23 protein-coding genes and 1 tRNA gene are annotated in these 24288 nt (G+C 58.5%); 12 read left to right on the top strand and 12 right to left on the bottom strand.

Features of this window, described 5'->3' with window-relative positions:
• Positions 1 to 83 precede the first annotated feature (83 nt).
• Positions 84 to 3416 carry a carbamoyl-phosphate synthase large subunit gene (gene carB, locus AC53L6_RS13420; protein ID WP_496908202.1) on the top strand — a complete coding sequence of 1111 codons (3333 nt, stop codon included), beginning with the start codon at positions 84 to 86 and terminating at the stop codon, positions 3414 to 3416.
• Between the two features lie 3 nt (positions 3417 to 3419).
• Here carB and AC53L6_RS13415 read toward each other — a convergent pair whose 3' ends face one another.
• A complete protein-coding gene (locus AC53L6_RS13415; RefSeq protein WP_496908201.1) occupies positions 3420 to 3998 on the bottom strand; it encodes a hypothetical protein in 579 nt (192 codons plus the stop codon).
• A 337-nt stretch (positions 3999 to 4335) separates the two neighbouring features.
• Here AC53L6_RS13415 and AC53L6_RS13410 point away from each other — a divergent pair.
• Positions 4336 to 4411 (top strand) — tRNA-Thr (locus AC53L6_RS13410).
• A gap of 42 nt (positions 4412 to 4453) precedes the next feature.
• Here AC53L6_RS13410 and AC53L6_RS13405 read toward each other — a convergent pair.
• Both AC53L6_RS13405 and AC53L6_RS13400 read right to left on the bottom strand, forming a co-directional pair.
• Positions 4454 to 5911 (bottom strand): hypothetical protein, encoded by a 1458-nt coding sequence (locus AC53L6_RS13405; protein WP_496908200.1) that lies wholly within the window; start codon positions 5909 to 5911, stop codon positions 4454 to 4456.
• Positions 5912 to 6418: 507 nt separating this feature from the next.
• A complete protein-coding gene (locus AC53L6_RS13400) occupies positions 6419 to 7150 on the bottom strand; it encodes an IclR family transcriptional regulator (RefSeq protein WP_496908199.1) in 732 nt (243 codons plus the stop codon).
• 156 nt (positions 7151 to 7306) lie between these two features.
• On the opposite strand from AC53L6_RS13400, the gene AC53L6_RS13395 reads away from it, so the two are divergent.
• The 10 genes from AC53L6_RS13395 to kce all read left to right on the top strand — a co-directional run bounded on the left by AC53L6_RS13395 (position 7307) and on the right by kce (position 15894).
• Complete coding sequence (locus AC53L6_RS13395) at positions 7307 to 8146, top strand: cyclase family protein (RefSeq protein WP_496908198.1); 840 nt, start codon at positions 7307 to 7309, stop codon at positions 8144 to 8146.
• Positions 8146 to 8496, top strand: a complete 351-nt coding sequence (locus AC53L6_RS13390; protein ID WP_496908197.1) for a cupin domain-containing protein — start codon at positions 8146 to 8148, stop codon at positions 8494 to 8496. The genes AC53L6_RS13395 and AC53L6_RS13390 overlap by 1 nt, the downstream gene beginning before the upstream one ends.
• A complete protein-coding gene (locus AC53L6_RS13385) occupies positions 8493 to 9278 on the top strand; it encodes an SDR family NAD(P)-dependent oxidoreductase (RefSeq protein ID WP_496908196.1) in 786 nt (261 codons plus the stop codon). Before AC53L6_RS13390 ends, AC53L6_RS13385 begins: the two co-directional genes overlap by 4 nt.
• 3 nt (positions 9279 to 9281) lie before the next feature.
• Complete coding sequence (locus AC53L6_RS13380; RefSeq protein WP_496908195.1) at positions 9282 to 10220, top strand: 3-hydroxyacyl-CoA dehydrogenase family protein; 939 nt, start codon at positions 9282 to 9284, stop codon at positions 10218 to 10220.
• Positions 10221 to 10367: 147 nt separating this feature from the next.
• Positions 10368 to 11639 (top strand): ABC transporter substrate-binding protein, encoded by a 1272-nt coding sequence (locus AC53L6_RS13375; protein ID WP_496908194.1) that lies wholly within the window; start codon positions 10368 to 10370, stop codon positions 11637 to 11639.
• 9 nt (positions 11640 to 11648) lie between these two features.
• Complete coding sequence (locus tag AC53L6_RS13370) at positions 11649 to 12377, top strand: ABC transporter ATP-binding protein (RefSeq protein WP_496908193.1); 729 nt, start codon at positions 11649 to 11651, stop codon at positions 12375 to 12377.
• A complete protein-coding gene (locus AC53L6_RS13365) occupies positions 12370 to 13080 on the top strand; it encodes an ABC transporter ATP-binding protein (protein ID WP_496908192.1) in 711 nt (236 codons plus the stop codon). The genes AC53L6_RS13370 and AC53L6_RS13365 overlap by 8 nt, the downstream gene beginning before the upstream one ends.
• Positions 13077 to 13943: a branched-chain amino acid ABC transporter permease gene (locus AC53L6_RS13360; RefSeq protein ID WP_496908191.1), complete on the top strand. Its 867-nt coding sequence runs from the start codon at positions 13077 to 13079 to the stop codon at positions 13941 to 13943. Before AC53L6_RS13365 ends, AC53L6_RS13360 begins: the two co-directional genes overlap by 4 nt.
• Entirely contained in the window at positions 13943 to 14962 is a 1020-nt protein-coding gene (locus AC53L6_RS13355; protein ID WP_496908190.1) for a branched-chain amino acid ABC transporter permease, read from the top strand. Before AC53L6_RS13360 ends, AC53L6_RS13355 begins: the two co-directional genes overlap by 1 nt.
• A gap of 2 nt (positions 14963 to 14964) precedes the next feature.
• Entirely contained in the window at positions 14965 to 15894 is a 930-nt protein-coding gene (gene kce, locus AC53L6_RS13350; RefSeq protein ID WP_496908189.1) for a 3,5-dioxohexanoate:acetyl-CoA acetone transferase, read from the top strand.
• Here the strand turns inward: kce and ccoS are convergent.
• From ccoS to AC53L6_RS13305, 9 genes are all read right to left on the bottom strand, one after another.
• Positions 15891 to 16040: a cbb3-type cytochrome oxidase assembly protein CcoS gene (ccoS, locus tag AC53L6_RS13345; protein WP_299201691.1), complete on the bottom strand. Its 150-nt coding sequence runs from the start codon at positions 16038 to 16040 to the stop codon at positions 15891 to 15893. The two genes, kce and ccoS, sit on opposite strands and share 4 nt — an antisense overlap.
• A gap of 2 nt (positions 16041 to 16042) precedes the next feature.
• On the bottom strand, positions 16043 to 18169 hold the full coding sequence (locus AC53L6_RS13340) for a heavy metal translocating P-type ATPase (protein ID WP_496908188.1): 2127 nt from the start codon (positions 18167 to 18169) through the stop codon (positions 16043 to 16045).
• Entirely contained in the window at positions 18166 to 18624 is a 459-nt protein-coding gene (locus tag AC53L6_RS13335) for a FixH family protein (protein WP_496908187.1), read from the bottom strand. Before AC53L6_RS13335 ends, AC53L6_RS13340 begins: the two co-directional genes overlap by 4 nt.
• A gap of 2 nt (positions 18625 to 18626) precedes the next feature.
• Complete coding sequence (ccoG, locus tag AC53L6_RS13330) at positions 18627 to 20060, bottom strand: cytochrome c oxidase accessory protein CcoG (RefSeq protein ID WP_299599353.1); 1434 nt, start codon at positions 20058 to 20060, stop codon at positions 18627 to 18629.
• Between the two features lie 184 nt (positions 20061 to 20244).
• Entirely contained in the window at positions 20245 to 21117 is an 873-nt protein-coding gene (ccoP, locus tag AC53L6_RS13325) for a cytochrome-c oxidase, cbb3-type subunit III (protein ID WP_496908186.1), read from the bottom strand.
• A gap of 1 nt (position 21118) precedes the next feature.
• Complete coding sequence (locus AC53L6_RS13320) at positions 21119 to 21310, bottom strand: cbb3-type cytochrome c oxidase subunit 3 (protein WP_299201676.1); 192 nt, start codon at positions 21308 to 21310, stop codon at positions 21119 to 21121.
• A gap of 9 nt (positions 21311 to 21319) precedes the next feature.
• Positions 21320 to 22045, bottom strand: coding sequence for a cytochrome-c oxidase, cbb3-type subunit II (gene ccoO / locus AC53L6_RS13315; RefSeq protein ID WP_299743714.1), 726 nt, complete (start codon positions 22043 to 22045; stop codon positions 21320 to 21322).
• A gap of 13 nt (positions 22046 to 22058) precedes the next feature.
• Positions 22059 to 23684 carry a cytochrome-c oxidase, cbb3-type subunit I gene (gene ccoN / locus AC53L6_RS13310; RefSeq protein WP_496908185.1) on the bottom strand — a complete coding sequence of 542 codons (1626 nt, stop codon included), beginning with the start codon at positions 23682 to 23684 and terminating at the stop codon, positions 22059 to 22061.
• A gap of 115 nt (positions 23685 to 23799) precedes the next feature.
• Positions 23800 to 24207 carry a universal stress protein gene (locus tag AC53L6_RS13305; protein WP_496908184.1) on the bottom strand — a complete coding sequence of 136 codons (408 nt, stop codon included), beginning with the start codon at positions 24205 to 24207 and terminating at the stop codon, positions 23800 to 23802.
• Positions 24208 to 24288 lie beyond the last annotated feature (81 nt).

Below are 24288 nucleotides of genomic sequence, written 5' to 3'. Positions count from 1 at the left end.
CACCTTCTTGCGCCATCCCTATAACGCAGGACAATTTGCTCGCGCCCTGACGGTGCGGACTGAATCACTGCCGGGGGGCCAAGATGCCAAAGCGTACCGACATCAAGTCGATCATGATTATCGGCGCGGGTCCCATTGTGATTGGCCAAGCCTGCGAGTTTGACTACTCGGGCGCGCAGGCCTGCAAGGCGCTGCGGGAAGAAGGGTACCGGGTCATCCTGGTCAACTCGAACCCCGCGACCATCATGACCGACCCGGGCCTGGCCGACGCCACGTATATCGAGCCGATCACGCCCGAAGTGGTTGCCAAGATCATTGAGAAGGAACGCCCCGACGCATTACTGCCGACGATGGGTGGACAGACCGGCCTGAACACATCCCTTGCGCTTGAAGAAATGGGCGTGCTGGACAAGTTCGGCGTCGAGATGATCGGCGCCAAGCGCGATGCCATCGAGATGGCCGAAGACCGCAAATTGTTCCGCGAGGCGATGGACCGGCTGGGAATCGAGAATCCGCGCGCCACCATCGTGACGGCCCCCAAGGACGAAAATGGCAACAAGGACCTTGCTGCCGGTGTTGCCATTGCACTTGAGACACTGGAAGACATTGGTCTGCCTGCCATCATCCGCCCGGCCTTTACCCTTGGCGGCACGGGCGGCGGAGTTGCGTATAACCGCGACGACTATATGGCGATTTGTCACTCTGGCATGGACGCGTCGCCCGTGGGCCAGATCCTTGTGGACGAAAGCCTGCTGGGTTGGAAGGAATACGAGATGGAGGTGGTGCGCGACACTGCCGACAACGCCATCATCGTCTGTTCCATCGAAAACGTTGACCCGATGGGCGTGCACACCGGTGACAGCATCACCGTAGCCCCTGCCCTGACGCTGACGGACAAAGAATACCAGATCATGCGCAATCACTCGATCGCAGTGCTGCGCGAGATCGGCGTGGAAACGGGCGGGTCCAACGTACAGTGGGCGATCAACCCTGATGACGGGCGCATGGTGGTGATCGAGATGAACCCGCGTGTGTCGCGGTCGTCAGCGCTGGCTTCGAAGGCGACAGGTTTTCCGATTGCCAAGATCGCAGCCAAGCTGGCGGTTGGCTACACGCTGGATGAGTTGGACAATGACATCACCAAGGTCACGCCGGCCTCGTTCGAACCGACCATCGACTATGTCGTCACCAAAATCCCGAAATTCGCGTTCGAGAAATTCCCTGGTTCCGAGGCATCCCTGACCACAGCGATGAAATCCGTAGGCGAAGTGATGGCCATCGGTCGCACGTTCCATGAAAGCCTGCAAAAGGCGATGGCATCCATGGAATCCGGCCTGACCGGTCTGGACGACATCGATATCCCCGGCGCACCAGACAAGGCCGCGGTGGTCAAGGCCATTTCGGCCCAGACTCCGGACCGGCTGCGCCTTATTGCGCAAGCCATGCGGCACGGGTTGAGCGATGACGACATCTTTGGTGCGACCAAGTTCGATCCATGGTTCCTGGCCCGTATCCGGGAAATCGTGGACACCGAAGCAAAGGTCCGCAGCGCAGGCCTGCCCGCGACCGAAGAGGGGCTGCGTGCGCTCAAGATGATGGGCTTCACCGACGCGCGTTTGGGCCAGTTGACTGAAAGCGGCGAAGATCAGGTACGCCGCATACGCGAGGATCTGGGTGTTCGCGCCGTTTTCAAACGGATTGACACCTGTGCCGCCGAGTTCGAAGCCCAAACGCCTTATATGTACTCGACCTACGAAACGCCTGTCTTCGGCGAGGTTGAATGCGAGGCCCGCCCGTCGGACCGTAAGAAGGTCGTGATCCTTGGGGGTGGTCCAAACCGGATCGGTCAGGGGATCGAGTTTGACTATTGCTGCTGTCACGCCTGTTTTGCCCTGACGGCGGCGGGCTATGAAACCATCATGGTCAACTGCAATCCCGAAACGGTATCGACGGACTACGACACGTCGGATCGCCTCTATTTCGAGCCGCTGACCTTTGAGCATGTCATGGAAATCCTGCGGGTTGAGCAGGAGAATGGCCTGCTACACGGGGTGATCGTGCAATTCGGCGGGCAGACACCTTTGAAGCTGGCCAACGCACTGAATGAAGCTGGCATTCCGATCCTTGGGACGACGCCAGACGCCATCGATTTGGCCGAAGATCGCGAACGGTTCCAGGCACTTGTGAACGATCTTGGCTTGAAACAACCCAAGAACGGTATCGCGCATTCAGACGCCGAGGCGCTGGAGATTGCCGGTGAGATCGGGTTCCCGTTGGTGATCCGCCCATCCTATGTCCTGGGTGGGCGCGCGATGGAAATTGTACGCGACCAGGCCAACCTTGAACGCTATATTTCCCAAGCCGTGGTGGTTTCCGGTGATAGCCCTGTGTTGCTTGACAGCTATCTGGCGGGCGCGGTCGAGTTGGATGTAGACGCTCTGTGCGATGGCACAGACGTACATGTTGCTGGCATCATGCAGCACATTGAGGAAGCAGGCGTGCACTCCGGCGATAGCGCCTGTTCACTGCCCCCATACTCACTGTCTGCTGATGTCATTGCCGAGATTGAAATTCAGACACACGCACTGGCAAAGGCGCTGAATGTCGTAGGATTGATGAACGTCCAGTTTGCCATTCAGGGCAACGACATTTTCCTGATCGAGGTCAACCCGCGCGCCTCTCGGACCGTGCCGTTCGTGGCAAAGTCTACGGACAGTGCGATTGCGTCCATCGCGGCGCGTATCATGGCAGGTGAGCCGCTCTCGAATTTCCCGCAACGCCCCCCATATGATGCTGATGCAAGCTACGACAGTGTGCTTCCGCTGGCAGATCCAATGACTTTGGCCGACCCGAATATGCCCTGGTTCTCGGTCAAGGAAGCTGTTCTGCCGTTTGCACGGTTCCCGGGCGTAGACACCATTCTGGGACCGGAAATGCGCTCGACCGGAGAGGTCATGGGATGGGATCGCACTTTTGCGCGCGCATTCCTCAAGGCACAGATGGGCGCGGGCATGGTTCTGCCAGATGCGGGATGCACGTTCATCTCCATCAAGGATATGGACAAAACGCCACAAATGCTGGAGGCCGCGCAGATCCTGCACGGGTTGGGTTTTACAACGGTTGCAACGCGCGGCACGGCAAGCTGGCTGGAAGAGAACGGTGTGCCTTGCGGTACGGTCAACAAGGTCTACGAAGGACGTCCTGACGTCACCGATATGATGAAAGACCATGGCATTCAGTTGGTCTTTAACACGACCGAGGGCGCACAGGCGGTTGAGGACAGCAAATCAATCCGGTCGATCGCTTTGTATGACAAGATTCCCTATTTCACGACGGCTGCCGGGGCCTATGCGGCGGCATTGGCGATCCGTGAACAGTCACAAGGAGATGTGGGGGTGAAAGCCCTGCAGGCATAGATCCTACAGGTCGAGAAACCGGTCAGAAATCTGATCAAGGTTGTTCAATATCGCGTCCCCTAGGACCGAGGCCAACTGCACGTCGCGCGGATCTATTGGACCACCCGAGGCCGCCGCGGACAGGATAGGTTGCAAGGTGTTCCACTTGGCAGCAACTTTTCCCAGCGTAATCTTGATGTGAATGTTTGGCGCAGCCTCCAGACCAGTCGCCCGGTCGCCGGACACCAGAGCGTCAAGGGACGCTTTGAAGTAGGCAATGCGCTCAATCATCGCGCGCTCAGCGCCTGTTGACGCCAGGCCCGTGAGGAACAGGCACAAATCCCGTTGAAAGGCCTGCGAAACGACACGCAGTTCGTGCAGTACTGCATAAGAGTTTTGGTACTTGCTTGCTACCTCGGAGGCCGCCCGATAGCGCATCTGACTGTAGCGGGATGCGAGCGTCGGGTTGGTCTTTATCAGCAAGGTCACGGGAACAGTGTGCCGATCCCCTGCAACAATCTGTTGGGCGGATTTTGTCAGGGTCGCAACCTCATCTGCCAGGCCGATATCTGCGCCGGGTTGCGCGGCGATAGCTGACGACAAACTGTTGAGCTCCCTCACTGATGCAGCCACATCTTCCGCGTGCACGGGGGTTTGTGCCCCGACAAAGAGCAGACACACGGATTTGGTTATGCGGTGAACCAACACGGCCTGATCCGCCAAGCCACGGACGGTTGTTTGTTCCCCTGCCGCCGCGTGTGTCGCGCAACATGAGACGAGGATGGCTGTCAGAAGCAGTTTCAACAAGGCTGTCACATCATTTTTAAACCATATTCAGTAGGCATCTAGATCATCGAGTTTAAGGTGGACTTAACCGCTCCAACTCTTGATCTTGTCCCCTTGCCCTGCGGTGCACATAAAGTATAACCCCCGCCATCAGGCCGCTGTAGCTCAGCTGGTAGAGCACGTCATTCGTAATGATGGGGTCGGGGGTTCGAGTCCCTTCAGCGGCACCACATACCTTTAAGAACCACTGTTTTTGCGCGTGGCGCTCTTGTTCAACTCAACAGGGCTGCGAGGAAGAGCGTTAGGTTGGCGCCATCACTGCCATCCGGGTCGGCGACATCTGCTGTTTGTGGGATGACCGTAGCATCGCTTGGCCCCTCCCAATTTGGTTCATGCCGTCCCAACCCGCCTTGTTCGACGAGATCGCGAACAAGCGAAAAGGCTGCGGCCGGACGCTGGAGACGGATGAAATCCGAGGTCGGTAATCCCATGCCATCACGTTGGGCGATGCCCATGCGAGCCGCCATTGAGATCACCCGTTGCGCGCGCACCTTTGCACTATGGCCTTGCGCGATGGTCTGATCGACAGTCACGCTACGAGGCGCGCGGCCACCGCGCACATTCACGGCCAGCCGTGTGGTGTCCGGTAAGGCAGCCGTTGCAGCACCGGGGCTGGTTCTGGAGATCCCAATGCCCTGTCGGTTACCGGTGAAGAAGTGGGCACCTATGGCAAGATCACCACTGCCTTGGTTGATCATTGCAACATCGAAATCACCGGTAACGCCATTCGACCCGCCAAGCCCGATCAGCAGGTTCTCAACACCCGCATTGACCGCAAAGTCCTCGGCTCCGTTTGGTGCAAAGAAGATGCGGATTTCAGGCAGGTAGAGCCCGGTCCATGCTTCATCAAACCCGAATTGGGAGAGGATTTCCGGTGGCGCATAGCCGTCTGACAGATCAAGGTGAGCTGAGCGAAATCCAAACCCGACAACGCGGCCCGGCCCGATGAAGGCATGGCTTGGCTCTATCGGAACCAGTTCGACCGCGGCCCGCGCACCCGGATCATCCAGACCCGTTGCGCCGAGCGACACCAGACATACCTGTACCTGCGCGTTGGCATCTGATCCCTGTGTCACACGCGGTTTGATCTTGGGCAGATGAAATACAACGTCCGTGCGTTTCGTGTGCGGAACTAGCAAACCATCTGACCGCATCTCTGCCGGTTGCAGGAAAGGTGGCCGCAATTCGATCCCGGCTAGGATCAGATCCGGCGTGAACCCCGTATTGGGATAGTCCGACGGCGGTGGATCGATAGGCGGCGTGTCCAGCGCATCAAGAACGTCACGCATCGGCTGAAAGTCAGCATCACCCCCTGAAACTGTAGCAACCCCGTTCGCGATGATTGCGCCCGCGACGCGCGGTACGGTCGTGAAAAACTCAACCCGAGTGTCCGTGATGTCGAGCCATGGTTCAGACCGATCAGGTTGGTTTCGAGGGTGCCCTTCCGCGTTTGCAGCGCCGGCAGTGAGCGTGCCTGTGGTGGGATCAAAGCTAGGGAGATCGACATCACCGGAAAACCGCGCCACGCCGCGAATGACGGTTCCCCCCGGCACCGTCGCCGTTTCGTAGCTTTCAACGTATATGATGGAGAGGACTGCATGCCAAGTTGTCGCCTCGCCCCGAAGAATGTAGAGTCGGAACAAATCCACCCAAGCAAGATCGAAAGGCATTGGCCGAAGACCCTCGAAAAATATCTTTGTGAAAAGAGGCGATAAAAGAAATAAACCCACAAAATTTCAACTACTGATGGGTTTTTCTGTCAAACGCGATAGGCGTAGTTCCGACGCCATCAAAGCGTCAATCGATCTGCCCACCGGGAAAACTATCCAGAGCCCGAGCACCTTTGCGTCAGCAGCATAACACCGATGGCTGACATCAATTTCGATCGGGTTTTGCAAACCCAAAATATCAGTTTTGCAGGAACTTAGACATGGCATGCGGTTGCCTCGACAGAGGGCACAAGGAGTTGCAGACAATTATTCGGCCTACCTGCACCAGAGTGGTATTCGAACCAAACGGCAAGTGCATTGCTATCGGAACGTGCCAACTAGGTAGTTTGTGAAGTTACCTGTCGACCATCCGATCCCCATCGCGACGAACGGCTTCAGTTCCCGCATCACGCGCACCAAGCCGAGAACGAACCGCCCAGATATCGCGGTCACAATGTGGCGTCTGCGCTATGCCTGAAGCATTGAAATAGCGGCGCGAACAGAGTCGGCCAAAGCAGGTTTAACCCGGTCATAACGTGAGCTTGGGACGGGAACTGATACCGCGAAAATGTCACCCGTCTGGTCCGCCACCGCAAATCCCATCGCGCAAATACCATCCGTGTGTTCGTTCTCATCACATGCCAGTTCACCCTCTCGGATAGCATCGATACCGTCGATGATGTCCGACAATGGCGGTGCATATGGGCCACGTGACCTATGTTCGGCGCGGATCAGGGCAAGCGCCCGCTCAGGGCGCATGCAAGCCAGCGCTGCGCGCCCATTGGCGGTCGTGGTCAGGGGAAAATACTCTCCGATCCGCGACACGGTGCGCAGGCGATGGCTGCCTTCGATTTGATCGACGAACAACATTTGTGCGCCCTCAAGAACTGCCAAATCAACCGTCTCCCCCGTTTCGTCCGACAGCCGTTCCATGACGGGGCGCAGGCGCGTCCGCATGTCCGATGACACCGCCTGGGCCAGGCTTTGAATTTCGCGGCCAAGCCTGATTCCTCCATCTCCACGCTCGGTGGATACAAATCCTTCAGTCACAAGCGCCGCAACAATGCGCTGTACCGTAGAGCGGGGCAGCTGAACCCGCTTGGCAATCTGGCCAAGGCTCAACCCGCCTGTCTCACGGCCCAACAAGCGCAGAATGTCAGCCGCACGCGAAATGACCTGAATACCCTGATTTTTCGACATCTTTTTACCTTACAGCGAACTCTTGTATCGATTGCATTTTGACCAGACAGCACCAAAACGCTTGTTTCCTATGTTCCGTCAAATCAAACGTTGACCGCTATGTGATACATACGCACCATAATACGGGACAGCAATACGAAGCTTTGGGAGGAGCCGATGGTCGTCAACATTCGCGGGATCGATTTCCAGGAAAACGACAACAACGACATGGGCCTCGAGTTCGTGAACCTGAGCCACCGGTATGGTTTCCAATGCCCAAACTGGCCGTATTTCAAAGACGTACAGATCGATCGCAAGCACTACATGGCGAAGTCCGGAGTGCTGAGCCAGACGATCACAACGACGATGCACGTCACCACTCACATCGACGCACCCGCCCATGTGGTCCAGGGAACGCCTTTCATTGACGAGGTGCCCCTGCCCCATTTCTTCGGCTCTGGCCTCGTTGTCAGCATCCCAAAGAAGAAATGGGAACAGATCACCGGTGATGATCTTGAAAAGGCTTGCGGCCACGCGATCCGCAAGAATGACGTGCTCATCATCAATACGGGCTGGCACAAGCAATACGAAGATGGTGATTACTTTGCTTACTGCCCTGGTCTTGTGCCATCTGCCGCCGATTGGATGGTTGAAAGGGGCGTAAAGGTCGTGGGTCACGATACGCAAGCCAACGATCACCCGTTGGCCACCGCGATCGGCCCACAGCGCAATGGCCCGATCCTGCCGCACCTTGAGAAAGAGTACCTCGAATGGTCCGGCGGCACTCCGTGGGAGGTTGATTTCCCAGAATGGGAACCCGTGCACCAGAAACTCTTTTCGAATGGTATTCTGGGCATCGAGAACGTTGGCGGCGACCTTGACCGCGTTACGGGCAAGCGGGTCACCTTTGCTTTCTTCCCCTGGAACTGGGACCGAGGCGACGGTTGCATCATCCGCCTTGTTGCCATGATGGACAAATCCCAAGGTTATCGCATCGAGGCGGGCGAGAATTTCTGATGCTTGTCAAGCGCTTCACTGATGCTCAACCCTATGACGCCCCAAACCATTGGGGTGTCACTGGCCTGCGCCTTCAGGGGTTCGAGGACGGTGGACCGGAAAACCAATGGGTCGGATATTCGCAGTTCCTTCCCGGCGGCGGTGCCGGGCCTGATGCGACGCCATTTGAAAAGATCTATGTCGTGCTGGATGGGGAAATGACCGTAACCGTTGACGGCGCGGACACGGTGCTTGGTCCCATGGACAGTTGCACGGTCCCGCCAGGTGAAGTGCGCAAAATCGAAAACCGCAGCAATCACGTTTGCAAAATGCTTGTTGTGATCCCCTATCCCACTGGAGAACAGCCATGAGCCTCGACGATCCGCTGTCCTTCTTTGATGTCTCCGGCAAGGTCGCCCTGATCACCGGTGCCTCCGGTGCGTTTGGAGCGGTTGCCGCTCGTTGTCTGTCGGGTGCCGGTGCCAAGGTTGTCCTTGCCGCAGGCAATGCCGGTGCGATGGCAGAAGTCGCAAACACGTGCACCGGTGACACGCATCAGATCAACGCACGCCCCGATACGGAACTCGCCTGCGAGGCTCTGGTGTCGGAAACTGTCAAGACGTTTGGACAGCTGGACATTCTTGTCGTTGCCTCGGGCATGAATAAAGTGGCCAAGATCGCAGACATGCCCCCCGAAACGTTCGAAGGCGTCATGAACGCCAACGTCACCCAAAGCTGGCTGATGGCCCGGGCCGCGAGCGTACAGATGCAAGCGCAGGGCGACGGGGGCAAGATCGTTCTCATGTCTTCTGCCCGAGGCCTTTTGGGACACCCGGCGGGTTACACCGCCTACTGCGCTTCAAAGGCGGCAGTTGACGGGATAACCAAGGCATTGGGATGCGAACTCGGCCCAACCGGGATCACCGTAAACGCTATTGCACCCACTGTCTTCCGATCACCGCTCACGGCGTGGATGTTCGAAGACACCGACGATGCCAAAGCCGTGCGCGAAGGGTTCTTGACACGCGTGCCCAAGGGGCGCCTTGGCGAGCCAGAGGATCTGGCTGGCCCGCTCCTGTTCCTGTCGTCCCGCGCCTCAGACTTCTACACCGGCCACATACTTTATGCCGATGGCGGCTACACGGCGGGGTGAGGCATGAACAAGAACCAGCAAATTGCAGTGATCGGCGGAGGGTTGATGGGGCATGGCATTGCCCTGACCTTTGCGCGTGCAGGTCACTACGTCGCCGTACACGATCCGGCACAGGAAACGCTGCAAAGCCTGCCACAACGCGTGTCCGACAGCCTGCGGCTGCTAGGTACATCCGACAATGACATCGCAAGGATACTCAAACGGATCGAGTTGTGCGATGGGATCAAAGCAGCAGTGAGCGATGCGGCAGTCATCTTCGAAGCCGCACCCGAAAAGCTGGAATTGAAACAAGCGATTTTTGCCGAGGTCGAGGCACACGCGCCTCGCGACGCCATTCTCGCCTCGAACACGTCGGTTATCCAGATCACCAAGATCATGGAGCACCTTAAACTTCGCCAACGCGCGCTTGGCACCCATTGGTGGAACCCGCCTCACATGATCCCGCTGGTCGAGGTGGTAAAAACAGAATGGACTGATCCCGAAGTCGCGGACAAGATGATTGACCTGCTCGAGGACGCAGGCAAAACCCCGGCGCTGGTCGAAAAGGATGTGCCCGGCTTTATCGGCAATCGATTGCAACACGCGCTTTGGCGGGAAGCGATCAGCCTTGTTGAAAAGGGGATTTGTTCTGCAAAGGCTGTTGATGACGTGGTAAAAGCCAGTTTTGGCCGTCGGCTCGCCGTTCTTGGTCCGCTCGAAAACGCCGATCTAGTCGGGTTGGAACTCACCCAGGACATACACCGCCAAGTTCTGTTCGACCTCGATGCAAGACCTGATCCGTCACCCCTCCTCCAAGAGCTGTTGGATGAGGATAGAACCGGTATGGCTTCGGGTCATGGGTTTCGCAAATGGACCCAAGGCGATCTTGAACGGACAAAAACGCGGGTCGCACTTCACTTGAGCGCACTTGAAGGGATGTTTCAAAATGCCGCTGAGTCATAACGCTGAGTTATAAATGACCATTCAAATCGGATCAGGATCATCTTTTGCATGTGATAGGTCTGGAGAGCGAGACTGCGCCAAGCCATGCCAAAATGGTCCGCGCAACCGGATCGGCGAATACCCGAACCGCATCTTTGGGAGGAAAACATGAGAACTGATATAACACGCCGCCGTCTGTTGGCTGGGTTGGGCGCGAGCGTCGCGGCACCCGCAATCCTGCGTTCCACGCGGGCCTACGCTGCCAATCCGACCATAAAGGTGGGGTTCGTGACACCGTCTACTGGCCCGCTTGCCGGCTTCGCGGAAGCCGATGATTACATCCTCGAAGGTTTGCGCGCCCATTTCGCAGGCGGCGTGACCAACAACGGCAAGTCCTACAACATAGAGATCATCAAGAAGGACAGTCAGTCCAACCCCAACCGGGCCGCTGAAGTGGCCGCCGAACTGATCCTGTCGGATGAAGTGGACATCATCACCGCTGCCGCGACCCCTGACACGACAAACCCAGTGGCAGACCAGGCCGAGATCAATGAAGTGCCCTGCATCACGACCGACGCACCTTGGCAGCCCTATTTCTTTGGCCGTGGCGGCAACCCTGCGGAAGCCTTCCAATACACCTACCATTTCTTCTGGGGACTTGAGGATGTCATCGCCAATTTCACCAGCCTCTGGGACGGCAGCGGTGTTGCCAAGAAAGTGGGCGGCCTATTCCCGAATGACGCAGACGGTAACGCATGGGGTGACGCGGAACTGGGCCTGCCCAAACCACTTGCCGCGCAAGGGTTCGAATTGGTTGATCCCGGTCGTTTCCAACCTCTGACGGACGATTTCTCGAACTACATCTCCGCCTTCAAGGATGCAGGCTGCGAAATCATCACCGGCGTGATGATCCCGCCGGATTTCGGCACCTTCTGGGCGCAAGCCGCACAACAGGGCTTCAACCCCAAGGTCGCGACCATCGGCAAGGCGCTGCTGTTCCCCTCGGCCATTGAGGCCTTGGGTGATCGCGGTATTGGTCTGACGACCGAAATCTGGTGGTCCCCAAACCACCCGTTCAACTCGTCTCTGACCGGCATTTCGGCAGGTGATCTGGCAAACGGTTTCACTGCTGCTACAGGCCGTCCGTGGACGCAGCCCATCGGCTTCAAGCACGCGCTGTTCGAAGTGGTGGCAGATGTCATCTCCCGGTCCGAGGACCTTGATGACTTCGAGGCCAACGCCGCCGCCATCGCGGGCACCAACATCTCGACCATCGTGGGCGACGTGAACTGGTCAAACGGCCCTGTGCCGAATGTGTCCAAAACACCGCTGGTGTCGGGGCAATGGCAGAAAGCAGGCGATGAAGTCGAGCTGGTCATCACAAACAACAGCCACGCACCACAGATTCCGGTGGGCGGCGACCTGCAACTCTTGGGCTAAAGCACAGCGATGTCTGCCCTTTTGTCTATTCACGGCCTGCAAAAGTCGTTCGGTGCCGTCAAGGTCGCCGACGACTCAAGCTTAGAGATCGCCCAAGGCGACGCCGTGGGCATCCTTGGGCCCAATGGCGCGGGCAAGACATCACTTTTCAATCTCATCACCGGCGCGCTGAGCCCTGATGCGGGCCGGATCATCTTTCAAGGAGCAGACATTACTGCCACCTCCGCTGCCAAACGCTGCAAGATTGGCATTGCCCGGTCCTTCCAAGTGCCCCAGCCCTTTGGCGGCATGACAGTCTACGAAAACGCGCTTGTCGGTGCTATGCAGGGCGCGGGCCTCTCGGGTCGCGACGCTGAAAACCATGCGCTGCAGGTCCTGACGGACACGGGACTTTTACCTAAAGCAAACCAACGGGCAGGCTCACTCACTCTGCTAGACCGCAAGCGGCTTGAGATGGCGCGTGCGTTGTCGGCGCAACCCAAACTCCTCCTTCTCGATGAGATCGCAGGTGGGCTGACAGAAGCCGAATGCACTGCGCTTATCGACACGATCAAGGCTGTACATGCCAAGGGCACTACAATCATCTGGATTGAACATGTGGTCCACGCGCTGCTGGCTGTGGTGAACCGGCTGATCGTGATCGACTTCGGCAAGAAGATCGCCGAGGGCGCACCGAAGGAGATTATGGACAGCCCAGAGGTCAAGGAAATCTATCTGGGAGTGGACCCTGATGTCTGACCCTATCCTGTCGCTCAGTGGCCTTGATGCGCACTACGGCGACTTCCAGGCGCTCTACGGCATAGACATGGATATCCACGCGGGCGAGGTCGTCGCGATCATCGGCGCCAATGGCGCGGGCAAGACCACGCTTATGCGCTCCATTTCCGGGCTGATGTCCAACGCGCCGGAACAGGTGCGGTTCAAGACCGAGGGCATAGGCACCCTACGCGCGGACGAGGTCGCCTATCGCGGCATTGCCTTGGTGCCCGAAGGACGCCAGCTGTTCCCATCACTCTCGGTCGAGGAAAACCTACTGCTCGGTGGCAAGGTTGCCCGCCCCGGCCCATGGTCGCTCGGCAAGGTCTACGACCTTTTCCCGGTTCTCAAGGAACGGCGCAGCCAAGCCTCAACATCCCTCTCGGGCGGTCAACAACAAATGGTCGCCATCGGCCGGGCCCTCATGGCCAACCCCGAAGTGATCCTGTTCGACGAAATCAGCCTCGGTCTCGCCCCCGTCATCATCAAAACGATCTATGACGCCCTGCCGGGCATCATCGGCGGCGGCATGACAGCGCTGGTGGTCGAACAGGATATCAGCAAAGCGCTCGAGGTCTCCTCTCGCGTGTTCTGCCTGCAAGAAGGGCGCGTGTCCCTGAGCGGGGCTACGGGTGACGTCACCCGAGACCAAATCACCGCCGCTTATTTCGGAGTTGCCGCATGATCGAGTGGATTGGCGTAATCGTACAGGGCGTTCTGCTGGGCGGTCTCTATGCCCTTTTCGCCGCCGGATTGTCGCTGATCTTTGGCGTGATGCGACTGGTGAACATCGCGCATGGAGATCTCATTATCCTCGCTGCCTATCTCGGGCTTAGCACCACAATGATGTTCGGCGTCCACCCTTTTGCCGCCGCCCTTCTGGTGCTGCCCGTGATGGCGGTGATCGGTTACGTCTTGCAACGCGGCATCTTGAACCAGACGTTGGGGCCGGACATCCTGCCACCACTGCTGGTCACCTTTGGCTTGTCTGTGATTATCCAGAACGCGCTGCTTGAAGGCTATTCCGCCGATCCGCAGAAACTGTCCGCCGGGGCCATCGAGACGGCCAGCGTCAATTTGGGTAGCCTGACAATTGGCATCCTGCCCCTGCTGACTTTTGCCATCGCTGTTGGCGTCATCGCCGGGCTGCAATGGATGTTCTACTCCACCGCCCTTGGTCGCGGTTTCCGCGCGGTGTCCGACAACCAGGACATCGCGCAGTTGATGGGCCTGAACAAGGCGCATGTCTTTGGCCTCGCCATGGCGTTGGCCCTTGCCGTGACCGGCATCGCCGGAATCCTGCTGGGCATCCGCACCAGCTTTGACCCCTCTATTGGCGGTGGTCGCCTCATCTTCGGGTTCGAAGCTGTGATAATCGGTGGCCTTGGCAACCTTTGGGGCACCCTCGCCGGCGGCGTAATCCTAGGCGTCGCCCAAACTATCGGGGCCAAAATCGATCCAGGCTGGCAAGTCCTCGCGGGTCACATCGCCTTCCTTGTCGTTTTGGCCGTGCGTCCGAACGGCTTGTTCCCACGGGTCCAGCACTGATGGTCGCCCCAACTGTATACCGCGCTACCCGTGCCAGCCGCATCGCAATGATCGTTGCCGTGTTGGCCCTGATCGTCTTGGCTGCAGCCCCATGGTGGGCAGGACGCGCCGACCTGCGCCTGATGGGTGAAATTTTCCTCTACCTGTCCCTCGCCTGCCTGTGGAACCTAATGGCGGGCTACGCGGGCCTCGTGTCTGTCGGCCAGCAGGCGTTCGTGGGCTTTGGCGGCTACATGCTGTTCGCGTTGACGATCTTTGGCGGGTTGCATCCGATCACGGCGATCCTGGTGGCCGGCATGCTGGCTGCCGTCCTGTCGGTCCCAATTGCAGCCCTCATCTTCCGTCTTAAAGGCGCCTATTTTGCTATCGGCACTTGGGTGGTTGCCGAAGTTTTTCGCCTGACCTTCGCGCAGATCTCTGCGCTGGGCGGCGGGTCCGGAAGCTCCCTGCCGGTGGGCATCGTCCGTTCGCTAGCTGACGGGCGCTCGGCGCGCGAAGCGCTCAGCTACTGGCTCGCGCTGGGTGCCGCAGTCCTCGTGATCACGGCCGTTTACCTGTTCCTGCGTTCGCGTCGAGGTCTTGCGCTGACAGCCATCCGTGACAGTGAAGTGGCGGCCAGCGGCCTCGGCATCGACATCTGGCGCACGAAGCTGGAGGTTTATGTTGTCACATCCGCCTTCACAGCGATTATCGGTGGCCTTCTGTTTCTGCAAAAACTACGCATCTCGCCCGATGCCGCATTCTCAGTCAACGACTGGACGGCCTTTGTCATCTTCATCGTCGTGATCGGCGGCATTGGTACGCTTGAGGGGCCGATCATCGGCACGCTCCTGTTCTTCCTCCTGCGTGAAACACTGGCCGATTTCGGCACCATCTACTTGATGGTGCTCGGCGCGGTCGCCATCGTGGTCATGCTGAAAGCCCCCAAGGGCGTCTGGGGGCTGATCCGAGACCGTTACGACTTTGAGCTCTTTCCGCTCAGCTACCGCATCAAACTGAACGACCCAAAGGATACGTGACCATGGCCAAGCAAAAAACGATCATCACATGCGCGGTCACCGGGGCCATCCACACACCGACCATGTCCGACCATCTGCCCATTACCCACAACGACATTGCAGAACAGGCAATCGCTGCGGCAGAGGCAGGCGCATCAATCCTGCATCTGCACACCCGTGACCCCGAAGACGGCCGCCCATCTGTCGAGCCAGAAAATTACGCTGGCATTCTGAGCCGTGTGAAACAATCGACAGACGCCGTGCTCAACATCACCACGGGTGGCGCACCGACCATGCTTATCAAGGATCGGATAAAAGCAGCGGTCCACTTCAGCCCCGAGATGTGCTCGCTCAACATGGGGTCGATGAACTTTGCCTTTCACCCGCTGGCCGACCGCTACGACACGTGGAAACACGATTGGGAGAAGGAATACATCGCAGGATCAGAGGCGAACATCTTCCGCAATACCTTTGCCGACATCAAACAGGCGGCGACAGAGCTGGCCCCGCATGACATCAAATTCGAACACGAATGCTATGATGTCGGTCATCTCTACAACCTGAAATTCTGCATGGATATCGGCCTCTTCAAGGCGCCGGTTTTCCTGCAATTCGTGTTCGGCGTTCTGGGCGGCATCGGGCCCGAGGTTGATAACCTGATCTTCATGAAACGCACCGCCGACCGGCTCTTTGGCGACGACTACCGATGGTCGGTGCTCGGGGCTGGCGCTGCGCAGATGCCCCTTGCCACCACAGCCAGCCAAATGGGCGGCAATGTGCGGGTCGGGTTGGAAGACAGCCTGTTTATCACACGTGGACGGCTCGCGCAGTCGAATGCCGAACAAGTCACCAAAATCCGGCGTATCGTCGAAGACTTGGGCTGCGAGGTTGCAAGCCCAGATGAAGCCCGGGACATTCTGGACCTCAAAGGTGGCGATCGCGTCGCGTTCTAGGTCGTCTCATCATCGTCCAACAGGATGCGCTGGGCATCACCTTCGGGATCAGAATACTGATCGCTCTTCATCGTCCAGACGAAGGCCACCAGTGCACCAAGCCCAAGGATGAGCGAACACGGAACCAGGATAACAAGAACATTCATGGCTATGCCTTTGTTCTCAGAGCGTTCAAGGTAACAGTGATGGAACTGGTGGACATTGCAAGCGCTGCCATCAGCGGTGATGCGAAACCAGCAAGGGACAGCGGGATCGCCACAGCGTTGTAACAGGCCGCCAGCGCAAAATTTTCAAGAATGCGCCGCCTTGCACTGCGCGCGATGCCAATTGCCGCTGGAATACCGGACAGATGCTGACCCAAAAGGACGACATCTGCCGCGTTCTGACTGGCCTCCAAGGCAGTGCCCGGCGCAATGGACGCCCAAGCGCGCGTCAGAGCCAGCGTGTCGTTCAGGCCGTCGCCGACCATGACGACCTTGCGGCCTTCGGACTGCAACTGCTCGATCAGGTCCTGCTTGGCCTCCGGGTCCACCTCGGCGTGCACATGGGTGACGCCCAATTCTGCAGCGACACGTGTCGCGTTCCGCTCGCTATCACCGGTCAGCATATGCACATCAAAGCCCATCTCTCGCAGGCGCTCGACAGTATCGGCGGCATCCGTAAAAATTTGTTCACGCCGTTCGAGGGGGTAAATCGTATCCCCGACTTGCAGGACTGTGCCCTGACCAGCCCCGATCCAGGCGGCATTACCGAAACGCACCGTCTGATCATTCCAAAGCCCGGAGACGCCGTTGCCGCGGTGCTCGGATATGCCTTCAAGATCAGCGACCCTGACATCCTTTAGCAGAGGCAGAACGGAGCGGCTCAGTGGGTGTGCCGAAGCCTGCGCCAACGCTTTAAGTATCTCGCGTGCCTCAACCGGCATCTCTTGGGATGGTACAAGCGCTGCCGCAGACAGTGTGCCGGTCTTGTCAAAAACAACCGTATCCACCTCTGCCAAACGCTCCAGCGCCGTCTCGGATTTGACCAGCAAGCCCATGCGGAACAGTCGCCCGGTTGCAACGGTCGCCACCGCCGGCACAGCAAGACCCAAGGCACAGGGGCATGTGATAATCAGCGTCGCAATGGCGATTTTGAGGGCGTGATACATGTCACCCGTCGCCATGGACCAGCCTATGAATGCAGCAAAGGACAGACCATGGACGAGCGGTGCATAGACGCCCGCAGCCCGGTCGGCAAGGCTGGTATAGCGGCTCTTAGACCCTTCGGCATGGGCCGCGATCTGGATCAGTCGGCGCAGGGTCGATCCCTTGGCGGCAACGGTTGTGCGCATTGTGACCGGGCCGGTCAGAACGATTTCTCCCGCCGTCAGGGCAGCACCACGCGCCACTGCAATTTCGTCGCTCTCCCCGGTAAGCGCACTGCGATCCACCTGCGCTGCATCACTGTTCAGCGCACCGTCCACGGGCACCCGAGCCCCTGCGGCCAGCCAAAGCGTGTCTCCCTCGGCCACATCATCGACTGGGACACTCACCCGGGTCTCACCTTCGATGCGCGTCACGCGCAAAGGTTCAAGTGCCGCGAGATCAGCGGCCGCCGAACGCGCAGCTTGCCGCATGCGCTTTTCCAGCACACGGCCACCAAGCAAGAAAAACGTCAGTGACAACGCCGCGTCGAAATACGCGTGCTCTCCACCCTGAGACGTCTCATAAAGAGACAGTCCACAGGCCAGGATGATGGCAAGTGAAATCGGTACATCCATGTTCAGCCGCATGCCACGCAGGGCAGACACTGCCGAACGGAAGAACGGCTGCGCACAATAAATTGCGGCAGGCAATGAAATCGCTGCTGATATCCAGTGGAAGAAATCGCGCGTGGCATCGGTCGCGCCGGACCACACGGCCACCGACAGCAGCATGACATTCATCATCGCAAAACCGGCGATGCCAAGGCGCATTGTCAGTCCATCGTCTTGCCCGCGATTACCAGCATCGCGGGCCTCGTGTGCCTCGAACCCGATGTCGGTCAGGGCCGCGATCCACGGCGCGGGGTCAATCCCCGGTTCCGCCGTGATTGCCACCCTCTTGCGGCTCAGATTCACGCGCGCAGCCGCGATATCAGGGCGGGCATTCAGCAAGCCTTCAACCGATCGAATGCAGGCAACGCAATGAACGCCCGGCACAATCAATTCATGCGTCGGAAGCCCCGCATCGCGGCCAAGCGTCTCTGCAACCTCGCCAGCGGCCACGCAGCCAGGGCACGAGGCAACCGTCATTGCCGCACCCGAAGAACAATGCGCTGCCGGAAATCGGTTCCATCTGGCGCGACCGCGGTTAACCGCAGGTTCCAGTTTCCTGCCGCTAGCTCAGGAATATCAGCCACAAACCGGGCACCATCATGTCGGAAGCTCGGTGTCAAATCCTCACCAACATGCGTTGCACGCCCCAAGGTTGCGGAAGTGATCGTAGGAACAACCGGGCCAATCGCATCATCAATCTTCAACGCCAGCACGCCATCTGCGACCTCAGCCGACACCTGCCAGCCCAAGGCTTCCTGCGCCGCGCGATCGTCCTGAAAAGCCTGGCTGACGATGTATGAGTTCTTGGTCTCAAGCCCTGGGAAAGTGTGCACGGCTTGGAAAGCTAGCGTAAGGTTGACACTGATGATGATGGTAAACGCCGTCCCGAAGATTGCCAGTACATGCCAGCCGGTAAGTTCCTTGATCTGCATCCTTAGCCCTTTCCGTTGAAAATGGTGGCGACGCCTGCGCGGTCGTCGGTTTCGACATCCTCGACCCACAAACGCAGGTCGGTGGTTTCGGCATCCGCCGCTGCATCCTGCGGGCGGGCGATGACGTAGACACGCGCCTGCAGTGTTTCATTGGCGGGAACGGTGACGTGGTTGGCGACCGCCCCATCACTTTCGACATCGATGCGCAGGATCTCCTCTGATGTCAGCATGACCCGGAAGTCGCGATCCTCTGCCGTCAGGTTGCGAATACGCAAGGTGTAGGTGTTACGCACCGCTCCATCCGACAGTGTTACGAACTGCGGGTTGCGCACAGGTTCGACCGTCAGGTCGATGTCCGAACGAATGAACAAGGCATAGACCAGTGCCACACCGATCAGCGACCACATCGCCGTGTACAGGATGGTACGTGGGCGCAGCACATGCTGCCAGATCGGGCGCGGCTGCGCGCCCTGGGTTTCGGCCTCTTCATCCGACAGGGCCAGATAGTCAATCAAACCGCGTGGCTTGCCGATCCGCTCCATCACCTCGTCACAGGCGTCGATGCACAGCGCACAGGTGATGCACTCCATCTGCTGCCCGTCGCGGATGTCGATACCGGCAGGGCAAACGTTCACGCAGGCCATGCAGTCGATGCAATCGCCAAGCTGGTCCGCCCCTTCCGCCTTGATGTGTTTGCCGCGCGGCTCGCCCCGCCAGTGACGATAGGCAACGGTCAACGTGTCATTGTCCATCATGGCCGCCTGGATGCGCGGCCAGGGGCACATGTAATTGCAGACCTGCTCGCGCATGAAGCCGCCAAAGACAAAGGTGGTCGCAGCGAGGATCAGAATGGTGGAATAGGCGACCAAGGGTGCGCTGAACGTCATTAAATCAGCAGCCAAGGTTGGAGCATCCGCGAAGTAAAAAACCCAGGCGCCACCTGTCGCCATTGCGATCAGGAACCACACTATCCATTTCGTGACGCGAAGGCGGACCTTGCGCAACGACCAGTCAGCGTTCCAGAGGCGGACACGGGCATTGCGATCGCCCTCAATCCAGCGCTCCACCAGAATGAAAAGGTCGGTCCACACGGTCTGAGGGCATGTGTAACCGCACCAGACGCGGCCCAAAGCAGATGTGAAAAGGAACAGGCCAAGCCCAGCCATGATCAGCAGGCCCGCGACGAAGTAGAACTCGTGCGGCCAGATCTCGATCCAGAAAAAGTAGAAACGGCGCCCGGCCAAATCGACAAGAACGGCCTGATCAGGAAGGTTCGGGCCGCGGTCCCAGCGGATCCATGGGGTCAGGTAGTAGATCGCGAGCGTCACGCCCATGATCCACCATTTGAGCGTACGGAACTTGCCCTTCACCCGACGGGGAAAGATCGGTTCACGCGCGACATAAAGAGACGGCGGAGAGGCCGGAGATTGTGTCATTGTCAATTGTCCTGTTCGTAGGTTCAAACTGCATGGCCTGCGCGGCCAACACCTTGATCTGGATCAAGCATGAGGAGAAATCCCGGTCCCCGCTTGGTACGAACAGGACAGAGACCGGGAGCGCCGCGTATCCCTCCTGGATGGGCCCGAGCCCGATACGCAGCATAGAGCGATACGGCGAGATCTACTCGCCGCCGCCCAACTGGTGCAGATACAAGGTAACGGCCTTGATCTCTTCCTCGTCCAAACGCTGACCCCAAGCTGGCATCACACCGAAGCGTGAATAGGTCACCGTCTCAATCAGGGTTTCGCGATCCCCGCCATAAAGCCAAATCGCATCGTTCAAAGTAGGCGCGCCGAGCTCCCGGATGCCTTCACCATTGTCGCCGTGACAAGAGGTGCACTGCTCTTGGAACCAAACCATGCCCTGTTCAGCCATGGCTGCATCATGGTCCTGGCCCGATAGGGACAGGACGTACTCAACGGTCTGGCCGATCTCTTCGTCCGACAAGATGTCGCCAAACGCCGGCATCTCAGACCACCGCGCATCTGGGTCGGTCTCGTTCCGAATACCGTGCCGCACTGTGTACTCGATGTCTTCCAGCGTGCCGCCCCATAACCAGGCGTCATCCAGCAGGTTGGGATAGCCTGCCGTCTGAACGCCTGCAGCACCGGACCCATGGCACTGCGAACAATGAGCAAGAAAGACCGAAGCACCGCCTGCAACACCGAACCGGTGCGCAGGATCATCAGGCGCAAGTGTCGCCAAATCCGCAGACGCCAGCCGTTCAGTCAATTCCGCGTTCTGCGCATCCACTTCGGCAATCCGTTCGGCAACTTCGGCGCGCGTGGAGTACCCCAATACGCCCGACGTGGCCGAATTGATCAGCGGCCATGCAGGATAAGCAATGGTGTATGCCAACCCCCAGACAACCGTGCCGTAAAACGTCCACAACCACCACCGCGGCAGCGGATTGTTGAGCTCCTTGATGCCATCCCACTCGTGACCTGTGGTATCGGTCCCGGTGACATCATCAATGTCCTGTTTGTCAGCCATATTAGTCGGCCTCCGGTTCTTGCGCCGCCAGATGCGCATCAGTGTCGTTTCGCAGTGGAATACCGGCCGCCTCTTCATTGGCCGCACGCGCCGAGGGACGGAAAGCCCAAAGGCAGGCGGTGATGTAGAAGATCACCATCGCCAGAAGCACCCAGCTGTCAGCCAGCTCTCGTAGGAAGGAATACGTGTCCATCAAAACCTCCTATCGGCTTGGATCAGGCGTGAAGGTCGAGAAATCGACCAAGGTGCCCAGCATCTGCAGGTAAGCGATCAACGCATCCATCTCGGTCAGTTCAGGTTGGCCATCGAAGTTGGACACGACCGCACCGGGGTAACGCTCGACCAGACCATCCCAATCACCGTCGGGGTCGGCCTGAACCCGAAAGTCGTCGGCAGCAGCCTCGACCATCTCATCGGTATAGGGCACGCCCACGAAGCGGTGGGTCTTGACCAGATCCTCGATATGCTCGCCGTCTATCACCGCATCCGCGAGGAAGGCGTATTTCGGCATGATCGATTCAGGCACAACCGATTGCGGATCCATCAGGTGATCGACGTGCCACGCATCCGAGTACCGTCCGCCCACACGGGCCAAATCAGGCCCGGTGCGCTTCGATCCCCACTGATGCGGATGATCGTACATCGATTCAGCCGCCAGTGAGTAGTGACCGTAGCGTTCGACCTCGTCCCGCATGGGCCGGATCATCTGGCTGTGGCAGACATAGCAGCCTTCGCGAACGTAGATGTCTCGCCCCGCCAGTTCGAGCGGGCTATAGGGCCGCACGCCTTCCACCTCCTCAATGGTGTTTTCTAGGTAGAAGAGCGGTGCGATCTCCACGATGCCGCCGACGGATACGGTGAGCAGCGAGAAGACGAACAGAAGCGTCGGGCTGCGTTCCAGAACCTGGTGTCGCTTGAGAAAAGCCATGTTTCGGTCTCCCTTATGCGGCTTGTACAGGTTGAGCGGCAGCAACAGGCGCCGCAGGCGGGGCCACCCGGACGGGCTGGCCGCCCCGGATGGTCATCCACATGTTCCAGACCATGATGCAGGCACCGGTCAGGTACAGGACCCCACCCAATCCACGCACCACATACATCGGGAACTTCGCGCTCACGGTGTCGGCGAACGAGTTCACCAAGAACCCTTGGGCATCGACTTCGCGCCACATCAGGCCCTCCATGATACCGGTCACCCACATCGATGCCGCGTAAAGCACGATACCGATGGTCGCGAGCCAGAAGTGCCAGTCGATGGCAGCCATCGAATACATCTGCTTGCGGCCCCACAGGCGTGGCGTCAGGAAGTAGAGCGCACCAAAGGTGATCATACCGTTCCAGCCCAGCGCGCCAGAGTGCACGTGACCAATAGTCCAGTCTGTATAGTGGCTCAGCGAGTTGACGGCCTTGATCGACATCATCGGCCCTTCAAAGGTGGACATGCCGTAGAAGGCCAGCGAAATCACCATCATCCGAATGATCGGATCGGTGCGCAGCTTGTCCCACGCGCCTTGCAGCGTCATCAGACCGTTGATCATGCCACCCCAGCTGGGCATCCAAAGGATGATCGAGAACACCATGCCCAAGGTCGAGGCCCAGTCAGGCAATGCAGTGTAGTGCAGGTGGTGTGGACCAGCCCAGATATACAGGAAGATCAGCGCCCAGAAGTGGATGATCGACAGCTTGTAGCTGTAGACCGGGCGACCAGCCTGTTTGGGTACGAAGTAGTACATCATGCCCAGGAAGCCTGCGGTCAGGAAGAAGCCCACGGCGTTGTGGCCGTACCACCACTGCGTCATCGCGTCCTGCACACCCGAGAAGACCTGCACCGACTTGGAGCCCAGCAGAGACACGGGGATGCTGAGGTTGTTAACGATATGCAGCATTGCCACAGTGATGATGAAGGCGAGAAGGAACCAGTTGGCGACATAGATATGTTTTTCCTGCCGCTTGAAGATCGTGCCCATGTAGACAACCAAAAACGCGACCCAAACGATGGTCAGCCAGATGTCCACATACCACTCAGGTTCGGCATATTCCTTGGATTGCGTCGCCCCCAGCAGGTAGCCGGTGGCCGCCATCACGATGAAAAGCTGATAACCCCAGAATACGAACCAGGCGAGGTTGCCGCCCCAAAGCCGCGCGCCGCAGGTGCGTTGAACAATGTAGAAAGACGACATGATCAGGGCGTTGCCGCCAAACGCAAAAATCACTGCAGAAGTATGCAGTGGGCGCAAACGTCCGAAATTGGTAAAAGGTTGACCCCAATCAAAATTCAGCCCCGGAAAAGCAAGCTGGAAGGCGATGAAAACCCCCGCCAGAAATCCGACGACACCCCAGAAGCCAGTGGCGATTACACCCGCTCGGACAACATTATCCATGTAACCGGTGTCATCAACGACAGCGCGCGTTTCGCCGACATGGCGTAGTTGCCAAATAAACATGCCTGCAGCGATCAACATGATCAGCGCGGCATGCAGTTTATAGGCCAGATCGTGGCCCCAATCCGCTGCAATTGCAGCGACCAGAGCAACCAGACCCAGCAAGATCAATTTAACATAGTCCCACATGGTTCGTCCTTCGCGGTTGCGTGCTGTCCCCGCGGGGACAACAGACCTGTTCGTATGTTGGCTGATTAGATGCGCCCGCGTCGGGCCGCGTTGATCTGGATCAAGAGAGGCCGATTTACCGAATTACATGCACCGCACACTTCGCGTGACGCGTGACCCACGCTGCTGTCGACCCCAGCAGGATATCGGACAAAGCAGGCTGGTGGGACGCAATGACGATCAGATCGACACCGTTTTGTTGGGCGTAGTCGGTGATACTGCGACCGGTTGCGCCTTCAATCACGGCGCTTTGCCCGTTTGGCAATTCACTGGCCATCATCTTCAACCGCGTTGCAATCCGCTCCCGATTGCCCGCCACCGTATCCGCCGGCACGTATTCAGCGGCGTACATGGGCAACTGTTCCATCACGTGCAGCAACGTTATGCGCGCGCCCTCAGATGCAAGATGCTTGGCGACGGCCACAGCCTGCGGATGATCGCGTCCCTCGCCGAACAAGACGGGGATCAGGATGTTGGAATACATGTGCAAGCCCTCCTTTGGCCTTTCGGTCAGAAGGGATAGCGAAGGCGTCGCACCGCCGCGTTGATTTGGATCAAGCCAACG

This window comes from Tateyamaria sp. LSS28 (genome assembly GCF_059611725.1).
The sequence above is the reverse complement of the archived record's forward strand: the minus strand, read 5'-3'. Positions and strand labels throughout refer to the sequence as shown.

Bases quoted from the DNA above. Each gene is read 5' to 3' on its own strand.
- carB (WP_496908202.1), top strand. From the start codon at position 84: ATGCCAAAGCGTACCGACATCAAGTCGATCATGATTATCGGCGCGGGT.
- AC53L6_RS13405 (WP_496908200.1), bottom strand. From the start codon at position 5,911: ATGCCTTTCGATCTTGCTTGGGTGGATTTGTTCCGACTCTACATTCTT.
- AC53L6_RS13400 (WP_496908199.1), bottom strand. From the start codon at position 7,150: ATGTCGAAAAATCAGGGTATTCAGGTCATTTCGCGTGCGGCTGACATT.
- AC53L6_RS13395 (WP_496908198.1), top strand. From the start codon at position 7,307: ATGGTCGTCAACATTCGCGGGATCGATTTCCAGGAAAACGACAACAAC.
- AC53L6_RS13390 (WP_496908197.1), top strand. From the start codon at position 8,146: ATGCTTGTCAAGCGCTTCACTGATGCTCAACCCTATGACGCCCCAAAC.
- AC53L6_RS13385 (WP_496908196.1), top strand. From the start codon at position 8,493: ATGAGCCTCGACGATCCGCTGTCCTTCTTTGATGTCTCCGGCAAGGTC.
- AC53L6_RS13380 (WP_496908195.1), top strand. From the start codon at position 9,282: ATGAACAAGAACCAGCAAATTGCAGTGATCGGCGGAGGGTTGATGGGG.
- AC53L6_RS13375 (WP_496908194.1), top strand. From the start codon at position 10,368: ATGAGAACTGATATAACACGCCGCCGTCTGTTGGCTGGGTTGGGCGCG.
- AC53L6_RS13370 (WP_496908193.1), top strand. From the start codon at position 11,649: ATGTCTGCCCTTTTGTCTATTCACGGCCTGCAAAAGTCGTTCGGTGCC.
- AC53L6_RS13365 (WP_496908192.1), top strand. From the start codon at position 12,370: ATGTCTGACCCTATCCTGTCGCTCAGTGGCCTTGATGCGCACTACGGC.
- AC53L6_RS13360 (WP_496908191.1), top strand. From the start codon at position 13,077: ATGATCGAGTGGATTGGCGTAATCGTACAGGGCGTTCTGCTGGGCGGT.
- AC53L6_RS13355 (WP_496908190.1), top strand. From the start codon at position 13,943: ATGGTCGCCCCAACTGTATACCGCGCTACCCGTGCCAGCCGCATCGCA.
- kce (WP_496908189.1), top strand. From the start codon at position 14,965: ATGGCCAAGCAAAAAACGATCATCACATGCGCGGTCACCGGGGCCATC.
- ccoS (WP_299201691.1), bottom strand. From the start codon at position 16,040: ATGAATGTTCTTGTTATCCTGGTTCCGTGTTCGCTCATCCTTGGGCTT.
- AC53L6_RS13340 (WP_496908188.1), bottom strand. From the start codon at position 18,169: ATGACGGTTGCCTCGTGCCCTGGCTGCGTGGCCGCTGGCGAGGTTGCA.
- AC53L6_RS13335 (WP_496908187.1), bottom strand. From the start codon at position 18,624: ATGCAGATCAAGGAACTTACCGGCTGGCATGTACTGGCAATCTTCGGG.
- ccoG (WP_299599353.1), bottom strand. From the start codon at position 20,060: ATGACACAATCTCCGGCCTCTCCGCCGTCTCTTTATGTCGCGCGTGAA.
- ccoP (WP_496908186.1), bottom strand. From the start codon at position 21,117: ATGGCTGACAAACAGGACATTGATGATGTCACCGGGACCGATACCACA.
- AC53L6_RS13320 (WP_299201676.1), bottom strand. From the start codon at position 21,310: ATGGACACGTATTCCTTCCTACGAGAGCTGGCTGACAGCTGGGTGCTT.
- ccoO (WP_299743714.1), bottom strand. From the start codon at position 22,045: ATGGCTTTTCTCAAGCGACACCAGGTTCTGGAACGCAGCCCGACGCTT.
- ccoN (WP_496908185.1), bottom strand. From the start codon at position 23,684: ATGTGGGACTATGTTAAATTGATCTTGCTGGGTCTGGTTGCTCTGGTC.
- AC53L6_RS13305 (WP_496908184.1), bottom strand. From the start codon at position 24,207: ATGTATTCCAACATCCTGATCCCCGTCTTGTTCGGCGAGGGACGCGAT.